The 15,696-nt window shown below is 56.7% G+C and carries 18 protein-coding genes; 9 read left to right on the top strand and 9 right to left on the bottom strand.

Annotation, left to right across the window (positions count from 1 at the left end; translation table 11 throughout):
* Window positions 1-10 precede the first annotated feature (10 nt).
* Genes Q4606_RS10125 through Q4606_RS10135 form a run of 3 tightly spaced genes read left to right on the top strand, consistent with a single transcriptional unit; the run spans window position 11 to window position 2,030 of the window.
* A complete protein-coding gene (locus Q4606_RS10125) occupies window positions 11-856 on the top strand; it encodes an Mrp/NBP35 family ATP-binding protein (protein ID WP_303607441.1) in 846 nt (281 codons plus the stop codon).
* On the top strand, window positions 853-1,557 hold the full coding sequence (locus Q4606_RS10130; RefSeq protein ID WP_303607442.1) for a biotin/lipoate--protein ligase family protein: 705 nt from the start codon (window positions 853-855) through the stop codon (window positions 1,555-1,557). The genes Q4606_RS10125 and Q4606_RS10130 overlap by 4 nt, the downstream gene beginning before the upstream one ends.
* Window positions 1,554-2,030 carry a DUF6505 family protein gene (locus Q4606_RS10135; protein ID WP_303607443.1) on the top strand — a complete coding sequence of 159 codons (477 nt, stop codon included), beginning with the start codon at window positions 1,554-1,556 and terminating at the stop codon, window positions 2,028-2,030. The genes Q4606_RS10130 and Q4606_RS10135 overlap by 4 nt, the downstream gene beginning before the upstream one ends.
* Here the strand turns inward: Q4606_RS10135 and Q4606_RS10140 are convergent, their stop codons facing one another.
* The 7 genes from Q4606_RS10140 to Q4606_RS10170 all read right to left on the bottom strand — a co-directional run bounded on the left by Q4606_RS10140 (window position 2,031) and on the right by Q4606_RS10170 (window position 7,572).
* Complete coding sequence (locus Q4606_RS10140; RefSeq protein ID WP_303607444.1) at window positions 2,031-3,278, bottom strand: molybdopterin-binding protein; 1,248 nt, start codon at window positions 3,276-3,278, stop codon at window positions 2,031-2,033.
* Window positions 3,279-3,289: 11 nt separating this feature from the next.
* Entirely contained in the window at window positions 3,290-3,781 is a 492-nt protein-coding gene (gene mobB, locus Q4606_RS10145) for a molybdopterin-guanine dinucleotide biosynthesis protein B (protein WP_303607445.1), read from the bottom strand.
* On the bottom strand, window positions 3,778-4,365 hold the full coding sequence (mobA, locus tag Q4606_RS10150) for a molybdenum cofactor guanylyltransferase MobA (RefSeq protein WP_303607446.1): 588 nt from the start codon (window positions 4,363-4,365) through the stop codon (window positions 3,778-3,780). The genes mobB and mobA overlap by 4 nt, the downstream gene beginning before the upstream one ends.
* Window positions 4,358-5,227, bottom strand: coding sequence for a formate dehydrogenase accessory sulfurtransferase FdhD (fdhD, locus tag Q4606_RS10155; protein ID WP_303597095.1), 870 nt, complete (start codon window positions 5,225-5,227; stop codon window positions 4,358-4,360). The genes mobA and fdhD overlap by 8 nt, the downstream gene beginning before the upstream one ends.
* A gap of 65 nt (window positions 5,228-5,292) precedes the next feature.
* Complete coding sequence (locus Q4606_RS10160) at window positions 5,293-6,099, bottom strand: substrate-binding domain-containing protein (protein WP_303597094.1); 807 nt, start codon at window positions 6,097-6,099, stop codon at window positions 5,293-5,295.
* Window positions 6,100-6,133: 34 nt separating this feature from the next.
* On the bottom strand, window positions 6,134-6,877 hold the full coding sequence (locus Q4606_RS10165) for an ATP-binding cassette domain-containing protein (RefSeq protein ID WP_303597093.1): 744 nt from the start codon (window positions 6,875-6,877) through the stop codon (window positions 6,134-6,136).
* Complete coding sequence (locus Q4606_RS10170) at window positions 6,874-7,572, bottom strand: ABC transporter permease (protein ID WP_303597092.1); 699 nt, start codon at window positions 7,570-7,572, stop codon at window positions 6,874-6,876. Before Q4606_RS10170 ends, Q4606_RS10165 begins: the two co-directional genes overlap by 4 nt.
* 114 nt (window positions 7,573-7,686) lie before the next feature.
* Between Q4606_RS10170 and Q4606_RS10175 the strand changes: the two genes are divergently transcribed.
* Both Q4606_RS10175 and Q4606_RS10180 read left to right on the top strand, forming a co-directional pair.
* Window positions 7,687-8,571 (top strand): helix-turn-helix transcriptional regulator, encoded by an 885-nt coding sequence (locus Q4606_RS10175; protein WP_303597091.1) that lies wholly within the window; start codon window positions 7,687-7,689, stop codon window positions 8,569-8,571.
* 44 nt (window positions 8,572-8,615) lie between these two features.
* A complete protein-coding gene (locus Q4606_RS10180) occupies window positions 8,616-9,740 on the top strand; it encodes a putative sulfate/molybdate transporter (protein ID WP_303607447.1) in 1,125 nt (374 codons plus the stop codon).
* A gap of 57 nt (window positions 9,741-9,797) precedes the next feature.
* Here the strand turns inward: Q4606_RS10180 and trxA are convergent, their stop codons facing one another.
* Entirely contained in the window at window positions 9,798-10,124 is a 327-nt protein-coding gene (gene trxA / locus Q4606_RS10185) for a thioredoxin TrxA (RefSeq protein WP_008169901.1), read from the bottom strand.
* Between the two features lie 210 nt (window positions 10,125-10,334).
* On the opposite strand from trxA, the gene ppx reads away from it, so the two are divergent.
* Window positions 10,335-11,861 (top strand): exopolyphosphatase, encoded by a 1,527-nt coding sequence (gene ppx / locus Q4606_RS10190; RefSeq protein WP_303597089.1) that lies wholly within the window; start codon window positions 10,335-10,337, stop codon window positions 11,859-11,861.
* A gap of 8 nt (window positions 11,862-11,869) precedes the next feature.
* Here ppx and Q4606_RS10195 read toward each other — a convergent pair whose 3' ends face one another.
* On the bottom strand, window positions 11,870-13,849 hold the full coding sequence (locus tag Q4606_RS10195) for an ATP-binding cassette domain-containing protein (protein ID WP_303607448.1): 1,980 nt from the start codon (window positions 13,847-13,849) through the stop codon (window positions 11,870-11,872).
* Between Q4606_RS10195 and Q4606_RS10200 the strand changes: the two genes are divergently transcribed.
* The 3 genes from Q4606_RS10200 to Q4606_RS10210 all read left to right on the top strand — a co-directional run bounded on the left by Q4606_RS10200 (window position 13,848) and on the right by Q4606_RS10210 (window position 15,694).
* Window positions 13,848-14,453, top strand: coding sequence for a DUF2390 domain-containing protein (locus tag Q4606_RS10200; protein WP_303607449.1), 606 nt, complete (start codon window positions 13,848-13,850; stop codon window positions 14,451-14,453). The genes Q4606_RS10195 and Q4606_RS10200 overlap by 2 nt on opposite strands.
* A complete protein-coding gene (locus Q4606_RS10205) occupies window positions 14,450-14,833 on the top strand; it encodes a DUF4124 domain-containing protein (protein ID WP_303597086.1) in 384 nt (127 codons plus the stop codon). Before Q4606_RS10200 ends, Q4606_RS10205 begins: the two co-directional genes overlap by 4 nt.
* Window positions 14,834-14,980: 147 nt before the next feature.
* Window positions 14,981-15,694 (top strand): FKBP-type peptidyl-prolyl cis-trans isomerase, encoded by a 714-nt coding sequence (locus Q4606_RS10210; RefSeq protein WP_303597085.1) that lies wholly within the window; start codon window positions 14,981-14,983, stop codon window positions 15,692-15,694.
* Window positions 15,695-15,696: the final 2 nt, after the last annotated feature.

Genomic DNA, 15,696 nt, shown 5'->3' on the forward strand with positions numbered 1-15,696 from the left:
AGGACACAACATGGTCGAATACACTGAAGTGGGAAAGCCCAACCTGATCGGCACCGATGCGCCAAAACCACGGGACAAAAACCCTAAAGGGATTGGTCGCATCATCGCCATTGCATCGGGCAAAGGCGGCGTGGGCAAGTCAACGGTTGCGTCCAACCTGGCTGTCGCGCTGGCTTCCAAGGGCCTGAAAGTTGGCCTCCTGGATGCCGACGTTTACGGCCCAAGCCAGCCCCGCATGTTGGGGGTTTCCGGCCGCCCGTCCAGTCCCGACGGGCATACCATTCTGCCCCTGCGCAATCATGGCGTGACATTGATGTCCCTGGGGCTTATGACCGCTGATGACGAAGCGATCGTCTGGCGCGGACCCATGCTCATGGGCGCCCTGGAACAGATGATGAATCAGGTGGACTGGGGCAGACTGGACGTTTTGCTGGTCGATCTTCCCCCGGGCACGGGCGACGTTCAGATGACGCTGAGCCAAAAATTTTTCGTTGCTGGCGCCGTTGTGGTCTCGACACCACAAGACATTGCAATGATGGATGCCCGCAAAGGCATTGATATGTTCAATCGGATGGACGTGCCGTTGCTCGGCTTGATCGAAAACATGGCTTCTTTCGTGTGTGACGGGTGCGGTAAAGAACACCACCCCTTTGGATCCGGCGGCGCCCGGGCAGAGGCAGCAAAGCTTGGAGCCCCCTTTCTTGGCGAGATCCCCCTCGACCTGGACATCCGTCTCGGTTCGGACGGAGGCGTGCCTATCGTGGTATCAAAGCCGGAAAGTCCGCAAGCAAAAGCCTTTCAACGCATAGCCGACGAGGTTATCGCTTCCGAGGCATACGCCAGGGCCATCCTATGATCGAGCGCCCCCGGTTTCCACCCTTACTCACGGGAGAGGTGGTTCCCAAACATACAGACCCCTTTAACAAGGCTGTCAGCCGGGCCATTGCAGGCGTTGATTCCGGCACCATCTTTTACTCCGAGGCAGGCGAAACCTTACGGGCGGCTTTGGTGCTGGCACCGGAGATGCCTCTGGAAGAGGCTATTCAAGCCGTGTATGTGGCCCAGATTGGCCTGGCGGAGAGTCTGGGCGCATTAGCGCCACCTGAAGTCCCCGTGTACTTCCAATGGCCAGACCGCATCAAGGTCAACGGCGCGCTGTGTGGTGGAGTTCGCTTTGCCGCGGATGGCTCCGACCCAAAGTCGCATCCCCAGTGGCTGGTTGTTGGCATTGATGTGCCTTTCAGCCGGTTGACCGACGAACCGGGCAACAACCCCAATCAAACCTGCCTGCAAGAGGAGGGCTGTGTTGATATTACCCCCATGGCGCTGCTGGAAAGCTGGTCCAAGCATACGTTGTTGTGGCTGACTTACTTCATGGATAGCGGGTTTGAACGCGTACACAACGAGTGGCGGCCTCGCTGTGACACCCTGGGTAAAATGATCGACTACCCAAAGCCAGGTACCTTTGTCGGGCTGGATGAAAAAGGTCGCATGTTATTGCGTCAGGACGTTATGACCGAAACATTGAGTTTGATTGAATTCGCGGAGCACGTATGAAACTCGCCCGAACCCTGCGACTGGATATATCTGACGAAAACGTCTTTGAAGTGCCTGCTCCCAGCGGGGAATGGGCAATCTCAGGCGGGTTCGAGTTTTCCAACTGGACTGAAACAGAGCTCAAAGGCAAGGCCCGCCAAGCCTTCACCAACGGTTGGTACAGCATAGAGTCGGGTGGCCGCGCCAGTTTTGTTGGCGTGTGCAAGATCACCGACGCCGAATTGGAACTGATGCGAAAAGCCCTCGCGCAAACTTTTGTAGAAAGTTACGGCGCGCCGGACATAGATGCGGCCTACCCGGTCGCCTACGAAGAAATCGATCAGATGTGTGATATGTGTGAGGATTTCGAGGAGAACACCCTGTTAATGGTCAGTCGCACGCTGACCGAGTTGGGCGTTGAGGAAACTTACCGCTCCAGGGCGCCACAAGATGCGTCACTGGAAGCCTTTGCCGTGCACGGCAGCGTCGAGTAATTACAACCCGAAGCTGCCGTAGGGAATAAACTGCACAGGAGTTCCCGGTTCGATCTGCTGAGCGCTTTCGTCCAGCTCCACCAAACCCTCAGACCAGGCAAGCCCGGTCACCCGGCCCGAACCTTCCGAGCCGAACACCTCAACCTGGCCATTGCGTATCCGGGCGCGCAGCATCTCGCTTCGCCCCGGCTTTTTGTTCTTATGAAAGTTGGCAGGTATCGCATAAGCCTGGGGTTCGAACCACTCACTGCCAGCAAGAAGCGCCATCGCTGGCGCACCAAAACGCAGTGCACAGACCCAGGCCGCTACCGGGTTGCCCGGCAAACCTACCACCGGTGTGCCCTGGAACATGGCTAGCGCCAGGGGCCGGCCCGGCTTTATCGCGATGCGCCAGTTACTGATGTCGCCATGTGCTTTCAATGTTTTTGATACATGGTCCTCGTCTCCCGCAGAGATTCCGCCACTCGTCAGGATCAGGTCGCAGCGCTTGGCGCCACTCTCCAAAGCGGCCTTTACGTCTTCGCCCCGGTCGAGTACATGACCGAGGTCCACCAGCTCATAACCAAGCTGGACCACCAGTGCACTCAGCATCGGGAGATTGGCGTCGTAGATTTGCCAATCAGTAACCGCTGAACCAACAGGTTTCACTTCATCCCCCGTGGACAAGACGCCAACACGGAGCCGCTCGAAGACATCAACCGAGTCGATGCCCACACTGGCAAGGACAGAAATCTGGGTAGGTGTCAGACGGGTACCCGCCGTGAGAACCCGGTCCTGTACCTGAATATCCTCTCCGGCCTCACGTAAGTTAGCGCCCGCTTTCAACGTACCCTGCAAATGCAGCTGGTTTTCGATGACCTCGCAGTCCTCTTCCAGAACCACCGTATCAGTACCAGCAGGTATCACCGCGCCGGTAAGAATACGGATAGCATGCCCTGCGGGTACATGCCCCATATAAGGTTCCCCGGCGGCACTTCGGCCCTCAACCAGAGGCATGGCGCAGGGCACATCAGTTAAAGGTCCTGCGAACGCATAGCCATCAACTGCAGAGTTGCTGCTGGGAGGATGTGCGCGAGGCGCATAGACATCGCTCGCCAATATCCGGCCACTCACCTGTGACAGAGGAACGGCAGGCTCTATGCCCACCACAGGATGCAGGCGTGAGCGCAAACGCTCCAGCGCCTCTTCTACTGGCGTCCAGTTGACTCCGGGGGGCAAAGCAAAACAGTCATTGCGAAGCGGGTTCATGGCTCTCCTGATTATTGCTTTTCAGAGTTCAGGACAAAATCAGCAATTCCGGGTACATCGTTCAAATCAAAAACGGGACCCGGGAACTCCGCAGCGTAGTCCGCCGCCAAAGCTACAATGTTGGAGTCTTCCGGGTACAAGGGTGTTCGCGAACTTTCCTGCCGATGCACTTCGATCTTTCGGTGCGAGTGGGTTTTGAACCCCTCTACCACGACCCAATCGCAGGGGCCCAGGCGAGCCAGCAATTGTTCCAGTGTTGGCTCTTCGGCGCCTCGTAGTTCGTGCATGATGGCGAAACGCTGTCCACCGGCCAGGATGACCTCCTGGGCACCAGCATCTCGGTGTTTGTAGCTATCAGTGCCTGGCTGGTCCACGTCCACCATGTGGTGGGCGTGCTTGATCGAGTTTACCGTGAGCCCCCTGTCGGAGAGCTCACGAATCAATGCACTGGCCAGCGTTGTTTTCCCGGAGTTCTTCCACCCCACGATACCAATTACATTCACTTGAGGTGTTTCTCCGCCCAGGCAAGGTCTTCTGGTGTATTAATGTTGAAAAAATCACCCTCGTTGAAAACCACCAGGGTTTCACCCTGGGATTGTGTCCACTGACGGATCTTGCGAACTCCAGCGTTCAGGGCTGCTCGCAAATCATGACGTAACGCGACCTGCCAGCGACCAAAGGTCGGCTGGGGCAGTCGACCGCGCTCCGGATCCGGGGTGGCTGCCAACACGACAGGAGTATCGTATCCGGCCAGCCGCTCTGCCAGGTTCCGGGGGAAGGATGGAGTATCCGCAGCGACGCTGATCAGCCACTCATGGCCCTGCTCGGCCGCCCAATCCATACCAGCCAGAACACCGGCCAGAGGCCCGGGAAAATCACCAATCGAATCTGCCACCACCGGCAAACTCAGGTCGTCATACCGGCTCAGGTCCCCATTGGCATTCAGCACAACGGCATCAACCTGCGGAGTAATACGCTCGATGACGCGTTCGATTAATGACTGGTCACCCAGCATCAGTCGTCCTTTGTCACCACCACCCATTCGGTTGGCCTGGCCACCGGCCAGAATAACCGCGCACTCAGTCATGCCCTGCCCCTTTTCGACGTTGCTTTCTGTCTTCATCGGGAACCTGGGACAGGTCCTGATCGAACACCAGGCGATGCTGGCCACTGAGGCAGGTGAATTTCTTGCCCCGCATCCGCCCGATCAGCGTCAACCCGACCTGTCGGGCAATATCGACACCCCAGGCCGTGAAGCCCGACCGGCTGATCAGGGTCGGTATGCCCATCAGGGCTGTTTTGATTACCATTTCAGAGGTCAATCGACCCGTTGTGTAGAGAACCTTGTCTGCCGCCGGGATGCCATTCAGGTACATCCAGCCTGCGATCTTGTCGACCGCATTGTGGCGCCCGACATCCTCCATGTAAGCAAGGATTTCGCGACCCTGACACAAAGCAGTGCCATGAATGGCGCCGGTTTCCATATACAGGCTGGGCGTGTGGTTAATCTGGTAGGAGAGATCGTAAAAGGTGCTGGTATGTACGGGGGTATCCGGCAGAAGCAATCCATCCAGCCCAGCCATCATGTCACCAAAAACAGTGCCCACGGCGCAGCCGGAAGTTCGGGTCTTCTTTTCCAGCTTGTGCTCCACATCCGTCACATTTTCGGTGCGAACCACAGCGACTTCCAGCTCCTCGTCAAAATCGATCTTCGTGACCTGATCAGTCTCTTTGAGCATACCCTGATTCAGGAGAAAACCGAGTGCCAGGTACTCAGGATGATCGCCGATGGTCATCGCTGTGACGATCTCCTGGCTATTCAGATAGATGGTCAGCGGACGCTCTTCGATCACACTGATCGACTTCGGTTGACCATTTTCATCAACACCCTCAACCATGCGGGATAGTCGAGGGTCTTCAGGGTTCGGCAAAAGAGTTATAGTCGTCATGTTTCCTGTAGCACTTTCAAGAACTCCACCGCCTTGAATCTCAATGAGCGTCCGCAAAGACTAGCCTATTTGGCATTCGGAAAAAACAGCTGTTGTCCGTCAACCTTAAAGTCGGCAATCGCTTGCTGGCCCTCTTCGGAAATCAGCCAATTGTGCCACTTCAGAGCCAGGTCGTGCTTGAGATGTGGGTGTTTATCCTCGGAAAGCAGCAAACTGCCATACTGGTTGAACAGCACCTTGTCGCCTTCGAAAAGTAGCGTCAGATTCTGACGGTTTCCGAATGCCACCCAGGTAGCGCGATCTGACATTACATAAGCATCCATGGCCGCAGCAGTATTGAGCGTTGGTCCCATTCCACTGCCGAGCTCCCTATACCAGTCTCCATCGGGCTCAACACCGGCGTTTGCCCAAAGGCGCAACTCCGCACGGTTGGTGCCACTGTCATCACCGCGCGAAGCAAAGGGTGCCTCCGCCTTGGCAATAGCCGCAAAGGCTTCTTCAGCAGTTTTCGCCTTGCTGATATTAGCCGGGTCCCCTGCGGGCCCAATCAATACGAAGTCGTTATACATGACATCAGCTCGCTCGCTGGCGTAGCCGTCTTCGACAAACCGCTGCTCCCCCGCCGTGTCGTGCACCAGCAGGCTGTCGGCATCGCCGCGACGCGCGATTTCAAACGCCTGCCCTGTGCCCACGGCTACCACCCGAACGTCGATTCCGGTAGCGTCTTCAAACTTTGGCAAGATGGAGCTGAACAACCCCGAATTCTCAGTCGATGTGGTGGAGGCCAGGGTAATGTGGTCTTCGGCGTAGGCGCTGAATGCCAGGCCGATACTGGTTACACCTGCCAACAACAGATTAAGCGTCTTTTTCATCTTGTTTTCTCCTTTACTTAATGTGAAAGCCGAACTATTCGACCAGTTCTCCCGCTATAAATGCCTGCGCCTCTCGAGAGACAGGCTTGTCAAAAAAAGTATCAGAAGGCGTGTGTTCACGGATTTTTCCGCCCGACAAGAAAATCACATCCCCGGCAAGGCGCCTCGCCTGATGTAAATCATGAGTAGTCATCACAATGCGCGTACCCCGCTGATGAAATTCGCGCACCGCGGCCTCGACAGCTTTGATCGCCGCCGGGTCAAGCGCAGAGGTGGGCTCATCAAGAAACAACACATTGGGAGAAAGCACCCAGGCGCGCGCCAGAGCCAGTCGCTGCTGCTCACCACCCGAGAGCACCCGCGCTGGCGTATGGCTACACGCACTAAGGCCAAAACGGTCAAGCGCATCAAAAGCAAGCTTTGCTCGGGACTTGCGCGGCACCTTGTTCACCGCCAACGCGTGAATGAGATTGGCTACGGCCGAGCGGCGTAAAAGCACCGGCTGCTGGAACACCATTGCCTGGCGGGGACGCCCCTCGCCGGACCAGCTGACCTGCCCCTGAGTAGGAGTGAGCAAACCGTGCGCCAATCGCAGCAGAAGACTTTTGCCTGCCCCGTTAGGCCCCATCACCATAGAGGGGCCGGCGCTCTTCAGAGTGAATGAACAAGGCCCCAGAAGAACCTTGTCTTCGTGGCTAAAAACGACGTCATCAAAGCTCAATGCTGGCGGAGGGCAAAGGGCGGAGGAAGCAAGGAGCGAAGCGTTAAACGCAGTCATCCTGTCCGCCTCCGGGTCATCTCACCCACCCAATAAGCGCATGCGTTAACCAACATGATCAGCGACAGCAGCACAACCCCCAGTCCCAGCGCCAAGGGGAGGTTGCCTTTCCCGGTTTCCAGCACGATGGAGGTTGTCATTACTCGCGTGACGCCCTCAATGTTGCCGCCAACCATCATCACTGCGCCCACCTCGGCACTGGCGCGACCGAACCCGGCAAGCAGAATGGTCAATAGCGCAAAGCGGGCATCCCAAAGAAGAGTGGGCACCATGCGCGAGCGTGACATGCCCAGCGAGACGAACTGCTCACGGTATTCTCCCAGAAGCTCTTCTACTTTTTGGCGCGAGAGCGCGGCCAGAATGGGCAGCACCAGAAGCACCTGCGCAATGACCATGGCCCCCGGTGTAAACAATAAGCCCCACTCACCCAACGGCCCGGCGCGCGAGAGCGACAAATATACGATAAGCCCGGCGACAACCGGAGGCAGCCCCATCAGGGCATTGAGCACGACAATTAATCCGCCGCGCCCGGGGAATCGCCATAGCGCTACAGCCGCTCCAAGGGGAAATCCCAGCACCGCTGCGACCAGTACCGCGAGAAGCGAAATTTGTAGCGAAAGCGCCACGATCTGAAAAAGCGCGGCATCAAAATTTAACAGTAGCGATAGCGCTACATAGAACGCATTATTTTCCACGGCTGCGTCTCCTTGATATTCAGCATCGTGGCGTTTATAACTACGCTTTGCACAATCTGCTGAAAAATATGCAGCCAAGAACAGCATTGTGCGCTCGAACAGCAGGAGATACAGATGCCCCTACCCGCCTACCTCACTACGGCTGAAGCTGCAGAGTATCTGCGCCTGAAAGAGCGCAAAGTCTACGACCTGGTCAGCCAAGGCGTTATTCCCTGCGTTCGGGTGACAGGAAAACTGTTATTTCCGCGTCAGCGTATTGATCTTTGGCTAATGAATCACCTGGAAAGTGATGACGCTGTAAGCTCTCCAATCCCTCCAATCCTGGCGGGCAGCCAGGACCCCCTTCTGGAGTGGGCCGTTAAAGAGAGCGGCGCGGAGCTGGCTTTACTGTGTCAGGGAAGCGGCGACGGCGTACACAGATTAATTGATGGGCGCGCGATGCTCGCCGGGATGCATATCTGGCATGCGGAAAGCCGGCGCTACAACGACCCTGCCACATTGGGGCTGAGCGGGATGCGCGACCTGGTGCTGATCCGTTGGGCAAAACGTCAGCAGGGACTGCTATTAGCCTCCGACAATCCCCATCAACTTTCGCGATTAGAGGATATTACTCGCCCCGGCATAAGGTTCGCGCACCGCCAGCCCGATGCCGGCGTCAGCCATTTGCTGCAGGGTTTGCTCACTCGCCACCGTATCGATGCCGCGAAGCTGACATGGGCAGCTCACCCATCGCTCAGCGAGGATGATCTTGCCTTGGCTATTCGTCAGGGAGAAGCGGATATCGGAGTAGGAATCAAAGCTGCGGCGCGGCGCCAGGGGCTGGCTTTTATACCTCTGCAAGAGGAATATTTCGACCTGGCCATGCGCAGGCGGCACTATTTTGAGCCGACGCTACAGCGTTTATTGGCATTCGCCAGAAGCGACCGCTTTGCTCAGCGTGCCGAAGTGCTTGGTGGCTACGATATCAGTGAACTGGGGAAAGTCGTGTATAACGCCTGAACAACTCCAATATCAATAAGCGGTCGAATCAACCTGGAGCCTGCATGCGTTCACTACAAAAAGGCCTGGTGAAGGATGCCAGCGGAGCGCTGGGTGATCTTGGCACCCTGATTCCTCTGGGTCTCGGTGCTATTGGGCTAGCTGGCCTGGCACCGGTACCGGTATTGGTGGGGTTTGCCGTTTTCTACATCGCAACAGGGCTGTATTACCGCCTGCCGATACCAGTGCAACCCATGAAAGCCGTTGCTGCAGTGCTGCTCACCACTCAAGTAAGTTCTCAGAGCCTTATCGCCAGCGGGGTGCTGATCGGGGGGATTTTACTGCTACTCGGTTTCACCGGGTGGATTAACGGGGCGGCACGCCTCATACCAAAATCTGTGCTGAGCGGCCTTCAATTGGGGTTGGGGTTAATGCTGGCCAACATGAGCCTCGGCCTGATGGCCACATCCCTGCCGCTGGGTGTGGTCACGCTGGTCATTCTGGGCATTATCCTGAAGGTGTTGCCGAACTGGCCAGCCGCAGTGATAGGGCTGGGTTCGTCTATCGCCATCGGAACAATTATGGGGGCGCCGGGGCTCACGCTTCCTCTCGCGGATTCGACCACACTCTCACTCCCCGAGTTGCCCAGCATGGACGATTGGCAACAGTCCATTTCCATGCTGGTGCTACCCCAACTGGCGCTCACGATAACCAATGCCATTGTACTGACCGCTCTGGTGGTGGGGGACTATTTCGGCGAGCAATCGCACCGAGTCTCGCCAGCCCGGCTTTCGGTGACTAGCGGTTTGGCGAATCTCGTTATGGTGCCTCTCGGTGCCTTACCCATGTGCCACGGAGCGGGTGGCGTGGCGGCGCATTATCGCTTCGGCGCCCGAACCGGCATGGCGCCCGTTTTGCTGGGAACGGCTTTGCTTCTGGTGGTTTTTATACCTGGCGGGCTCTCCATGATTGCGGCAATTCCTATGGCCGGGCTTGGGGCTCTTCTGTTCGTGGCCGCCGTCGAGCTTGCATTGTCCAGACGCCTGTGGACAGCCAAACCGTCCTGTTGGCCAGTTATTGCAATAACCGCATTGGTAACCGTTTGGGCCGACCCGTTTTTCGGGCTTCTGGCCGGAGTCGCTTCTGAGACTGTTCGAGCCGCCTGGTTACGCAGGCGAGAGGTTGTCTAGACGAAAAAACCGCCCGAGAGCGTGGCTCAGGGGCGGTTTTAAGCAGTCGGGATGCAATCAGAGATTGCTGTCCAGGAATGCTGCGAGCTGCGATTTGGACAGTGCGCCCACTTTCGTGGCGTCGACGTTGCCGTTTTTGAACAGCATCAGGGTCGGAATGCCACGGATGTTAAACTTGGGCGGCGTCTGTTCGTTTTCGTCGATGTTGAGTTTGCAGACTTTCAGCTTGCCATCGTATTCATCGGCAATTTCTTCAAGTACGGGCGCAATCATTTTGCAGGGGCCGCACCATTCCGCCCAGTAATCTACCAGTACGGGTACGTCAGACTGAAGCACGTCCTGTTCAAAAGATGCATCCGTTACGTTTACGATATTTCCGCTCATTTCATTTTCCTGATTAGTGCTTTGACGACTACTTTACGCGATTGATCCCGCCTATGTGAAGCAGTAGATCCACCAGCTTGAATCAGAGATCTTCTGAAACCAGCCAAATCCACCAGCACTCTGCCAAAGCCAAACCCGGGCATTTACTGACAGGTCCGGGGATTATCGCTTATAGTACGCGCACGTTCATACCACAGGACTCTGATCACAGTGACGGCCTCCTCTTCTGCCGAAAACACGTCTACTCCGCCGGATATGCTGGCAGCCATTGATATGGGCTCAAACAGTTTCCACATGGTTGTGGCCAGGCTCGTACACGGCGAAATCCGCACCATCGAAAAAATGGGCGAAAAAGTACAGCTCGGCGACGGCCTTGATTCCGAAAACTGCCTGACCGAGGAAGCCCAGGAGCGTGGCCTGGATTGCCTGCGCAGGTTTGCCCAGCGCCTCAATGGCACGCCGCCGGAAGGTGTGCAGGTGGTCGGCACCAACGCGCTCAGGGTGGCGCGCAATGCCAGCCAGTTTATTGCTCGGGCCGAGGAGGTTCTGGGTTATCCGGTAGAGATTATTGCCGGCAGGGAAGAAGCCCGACTGATTTACCTGGGCGTCTCGCACACCTTGTCTGATGATGCCGGGGGCCGCCTGGTGATTGATATCGGTGGCGGCAGCACGGAGGTGATTATCGGCAATCGCTTTGAGCCTCAGGAGCTGGAAAGCCTGCACATGGGCTGCGTCTCCTTCAGGAATCGCTACTTTGCTGATGGGCGGATCACCCGAAAGCAAATGGACAGAGCCATCACCCATGCCGAACAGGAACTCTTGAGTATCCGCAAGCTCTACCGCTCAGTCGGCTGGCAAAGCGCAGTGGGTTCGTCCGGCTCAATCAAAGCCATCAGCACAGTGTTGGCGACCCTCAAGATAACTGATGGCACAATTACCCGGAGTGCCATGGAGGAGTTGCGCCGGCGGCTCGTGGATATGGGCAATATTGAGAAGCTCGGCGATCTGGGGCTTCGCCCGGATCGTCAGAATATTTTCCCTGCCGGTTTCGCCATCCTTATGGGTGCGTTCCAGTCTCTCGACATACCGGAAATGACCTTCGCTGACGGCGCACTGAGAGAAGGCTTGCTGTACGGCATTGCCGGACGTATCCGGCACGAAGATGTGCGAGAGCGAAGCATCACTGCCCTCCAGGAGCGGTATCACCTGGATCAGAGCCAGGGCGCCGCCGTTGAAGCTACAGCGATTGCCGCGTGGCAACAGATTGCGGGCCACTGGGGCATTGATACGGTAACGGATGAGGAGGTTCTGCGCTGGGCCTGCCAGCTGCATGAGATTGGCCTGACCATATCGCACAGCCAGTATCACAAGCACGGCGCCTACCTTCTGCGCTATTCCGACATGGCCGGTTTCACGCAGCAGGCCCAGCAGGAACTGGCAGTTCTGGTGCGCGGCCACAGGCGCAAATTTGCCGCTTCCATCTTTGAGGGAATAGATCCCAGTGACAAAGAGCGCCTGCAGCGCCTCTGTATACTGGTGCGCCTTGCTGTGCTGATCCAACACCCCCGGAACATGGAGCCACCACCGGCCTTCACACTTCAACCCAGGAAAAACGGTCTTTTACTGTCGTTTCCCGAGGGCTGGTTTGATGAGCGCCCACTCACGCTTGCGGATCTGATGAACGAGCAGGACTACCTGGCGAAGCAGAACTTTGTGCTTGAGCTGGCCGGCGGCTGACGGCCTCTTTAACCCGCCAGCTCCTCTTCCATCGCTTCTACCGTTTCGCTAATATCGAGCCATTGCGCTTCGATATCCTCAAGCTGTGCCTTGGCTTGGGACTGCTCACCGAGCAATTCCTTTAAACGACCTTTGCCCCCATCGCCATACAAGTCCGGGTCAGCAAGATCTGACTCCAGGCCTTTCAGTGTCTCGTTCAGCGATTCCATTTGTTTTTCCAGTGCCGCCTGCTTCTTCCGGAATGGGCTCAGTTTCTGTCTGAGCGCCGCTTCTGCACGCTTGCGCACCTTCCGGTCTTCAGCGCTTTCGCCGACTGCGGTTTCAGGCCCGAACCCTGACTCGCTGGCATCGGAGCCGCTGCCTCCAGCCAGCTGGCGTTTCGGCGCCTCGGTATCGTCCTTGCGGCGATCCGCCAGCCAGCGTTCGTAATCCTCAAGGTCGCCCTGGTACTCGACAACCCGACCGTCGTTAACCAGCCAGAATTCATCAACGGTGTTTCGCAACAGGTGTCTGTCATGTGAAACCACCACGATGGCGCCTTCGAAATTCTGCAGTGCCATGGTCAAAGCCTGGCGCATTTCCAGATCAAGGTGGTTGGTCGGCTCATCCAGCAAAAGCAGGTTAGGCTTCTGCCAGGCAATAACCGCCAAAGCAACACGGGCCTTTTCACCGCCGGAGAATGAGCGAATAGGGCTTAAAGCCTCATCACCATGAAAATCGAAGCCACCCAGGAAATTGCGAACGCTCTGCTCAGAAGCCCGTGGGGATAATCGCTGCAGGTGCAGAAACGGGCTCGCGTCGAGATCCAGAGACTCCAGCTGATGCTGGGCAAAATAGCCAATGGCCAAATGTTCGCCACAGACTCGTTCTCCGGAAAGCAGCGTGCTTGCCGAACCGTCTTCACCCTGCCCCAGCAGCGCGTCCATCAAGGTGGACTTGCCCGCACCGTTTGGCCCCAGCAGGCCAATGCGACTGCCAGGCAAAAGGGTCAGGTTGATATTATCGAGAATTACGGTTTCACCGTGCCCGGCCTGACCGTGCCGTATGGAAAGCAGCGGATTGGATACCTTGTCCGCAACCGGAAACTCAAAACTGAAAGGTGAATCAACATGAGCAGGAGCAATCTTTTCCATCCGCTCCAGTGATTTTACCCGGCTCTGAGCCTGACGCGCCTTGGTGGCCTGGGCTTTGAAGCGATCAATGAACCGCTGGATTTCCGCTATTCTCGCCTGCTGACGTTCGAAGCCTGCCTGCTGTTGGGCCAGTCTCTCGCTACGCCGGGCTTCGAACGCGGAATAATTACCTGTGTAAAGCTCCAGCTTCTGCCTGTCAAAATGAACCACATGAGTTGCAACCCGGTCCATGAAATCACGATCGTGCGAGATAAACAGCAGGGTGCCCTGGAAACGACGCAACCAGTTTTCCAGCCACAGACACGCATCCAGATCCAGGTGGTTGGTGGGTTCGTCCAGCAATAACAGATCCGCAGGCCGCATCAGCGCCTGGGCAAGATTCAACCGGATCCGCCAGCCACCTGAAAATGCTGATACAGGCCGGTCCGCGTCGCCATTCTGAAACCCCAGTCCACGCAACAAAGACTCTGCGCGCCTGCCGGCAGACCAGGCTTCGTGTACATCCAGCTCACCGTGAATATGGGCCACAGCATTATCATCACCACTGGCTTCAGCCTGCTGAAGCTCCCGCTCAAGCCGGCGCAAGTCCAGGTCCCCATCAAGAACAAAGTCCCTGGCGCTTCGCTCTGTCGCCTCAACTTCCTGCGCCATGTGGGCAATGCGGCAGCCACCCGGGAGTGAAACACTGCCCTGCTCTGGCGACAGCTGCCCAAGCAGCAACTGAAAAAGGCTGCTTTTACCAGCGCCATTGGCCCCTACAATTGCGACCCGCTGACCGGATTGCACTGTGAGTGTGACGGAATCTAGTAACCAGACGCCACCCCGTTGTAAACTGAGATCGGTTATCGTTAACATGTCGTCATATATTCAGCGTAAAATGATCAGGGACGGTTCAGTGCTCATGTCAGTCAGCTCGCAAACCATCCCGGATTTACCGTTAAAAGCCATGGAGTTGCCGGCGCACCTGGAACCCGACAACCCGCTTTGGAGATTTGCACTGACGTTCTGGCAACAATCGACGGCACAAGAAACCTGCCTGGCTCTTCAAAACGAGGGCTGGAGCGTAACACGAATTCTATGCGCCGGATGGTTTGCACTGAACGGCAGGGCGTACACCGGAATCGAGGACGCTACGGTAACAGAGTGGCGCGATCGTGTAACCGGCAGCTTGCGCATGATTCGCAAGTCAGTACCAAAAGCGCAGGCCCCGTACAACGCTTTGCGCACGAATCTGGCCAGCCTGGAGCTTGAATCAGAGCGCATCGAGCTGGCTTTGGCTTGGCAGGCTTTTGCAGCGCCTAACCCGGAACAGAACAACATGACCGAATGTGAGAATCTGATCCGACCCAATCTCGCTGCTGCAGCACCGGAATCCGGCACGACTGCGACCACCAGGCAGCTTTTGAGCACATTAGGCGACGAATTTATCGCCTTTCAACAAGGACACATACAGCCATGATGATCAAATGGCTCGTCCGACTATCGTTTCCAGCTCTCGGTCTGCTGTTACTGCTGATGTTCTTTGGCCTGAATGACCCTGAGCAGGCATCCGAGCCGGTTGCAGAAGACACACAGCCTGAAATCCCTGCATTTGAGGGCCTCGTGCCTTCTCCGATCCCGACAGAGGGCCCCGATATCGTATTCAAGTGGCGGGATACCGATGGCAACTGGCATTACGCTGACCAACCTCCAGAGCATGGTCCCTGGAATACGCTGGCCATTGAAAGGGCTGACAAGAACCGGCCACCTGAAAGAACTCCCAATCCGGAGACCGACTGGCAGTCGCCGTACAGTGCGCCCTTTTATCTCGGCCCAAGTGCCGGAAACAGCGGTAGCTGACCACGTTTTGGCGGTTGTTCCGAGTGCCAGTGAGTCCTTAACAGAAGTTCAGTGGAATCTGCGCTCTGAACCCGTTACCGTTTCCCTTCTGAAACACACAATACGTGGGTTATCGCCCACTTCTTACTGACCCAAAAGGACGATGTAATGAAAAAAACGCTGCTTGCACTGGCGATGACCGGCATTGTTGCCGGCTGCTCAACTCCTCCAGAGGCTCCAGCAGACCCGAAACTGGATTCCACTGACCAAAAGGTCAGCTACGGCATGGGCCTGGTACTCGGTGAGCGGATGAATAACGACCTGCCGAACCTGCAAATGGATCAGTTTCTTCAAGGCATTCAGCATGGCCACGCCGGCGATGAGGAAACCAAGCGTATGAGCCGTGAGGAAATTCAGCAGGCTCTGATGGAGTACCAGCAAACTCTGCAGGAAGAGCAAGGCAAACAGATGGAAGAACTGGCCCAGAAAAACCTGGATGCCGGAGAAACCTTCCTTGCTGAAAATGCCGAGCGCGATGGTATCGAGACAACAGAGTCCGGACTTCAGTACGAAGTACTGGAAGAAGGCAATGGCGAACAACCCGCTGACACTGACACAGTGCAGGTTCACTACACTGGCGAACTGCTGTCTGGCGAAGTTTTTGACAGCTCCCGTGAACGCGGTGAGCCGGTAAGCTTTGCCCTGAACCAGGTTATTCCAGGCTGGACTGAAGGTCTGCAGCTAATGAGCGAAGGCGCCCGCTACAAGCTCTATATCCCGTCGGACCTGGCCTACGGCCCTGGTGGCAACCGAGCTATCGGTCCCAACGAGACCCTGGTGTTTGACGTGGAGCTGCTGGCTATCAACCCAGACGCCAACTAAGA

The organism is Marinobacter sp. 1_MG-2023 (genome assembly GCF_030549045.1).
GTDB lineage: Bacteria > Pseudomonadota > Gammaproteobacteria > Pseudomonadales > Oleiphilaceae > Marinobacter.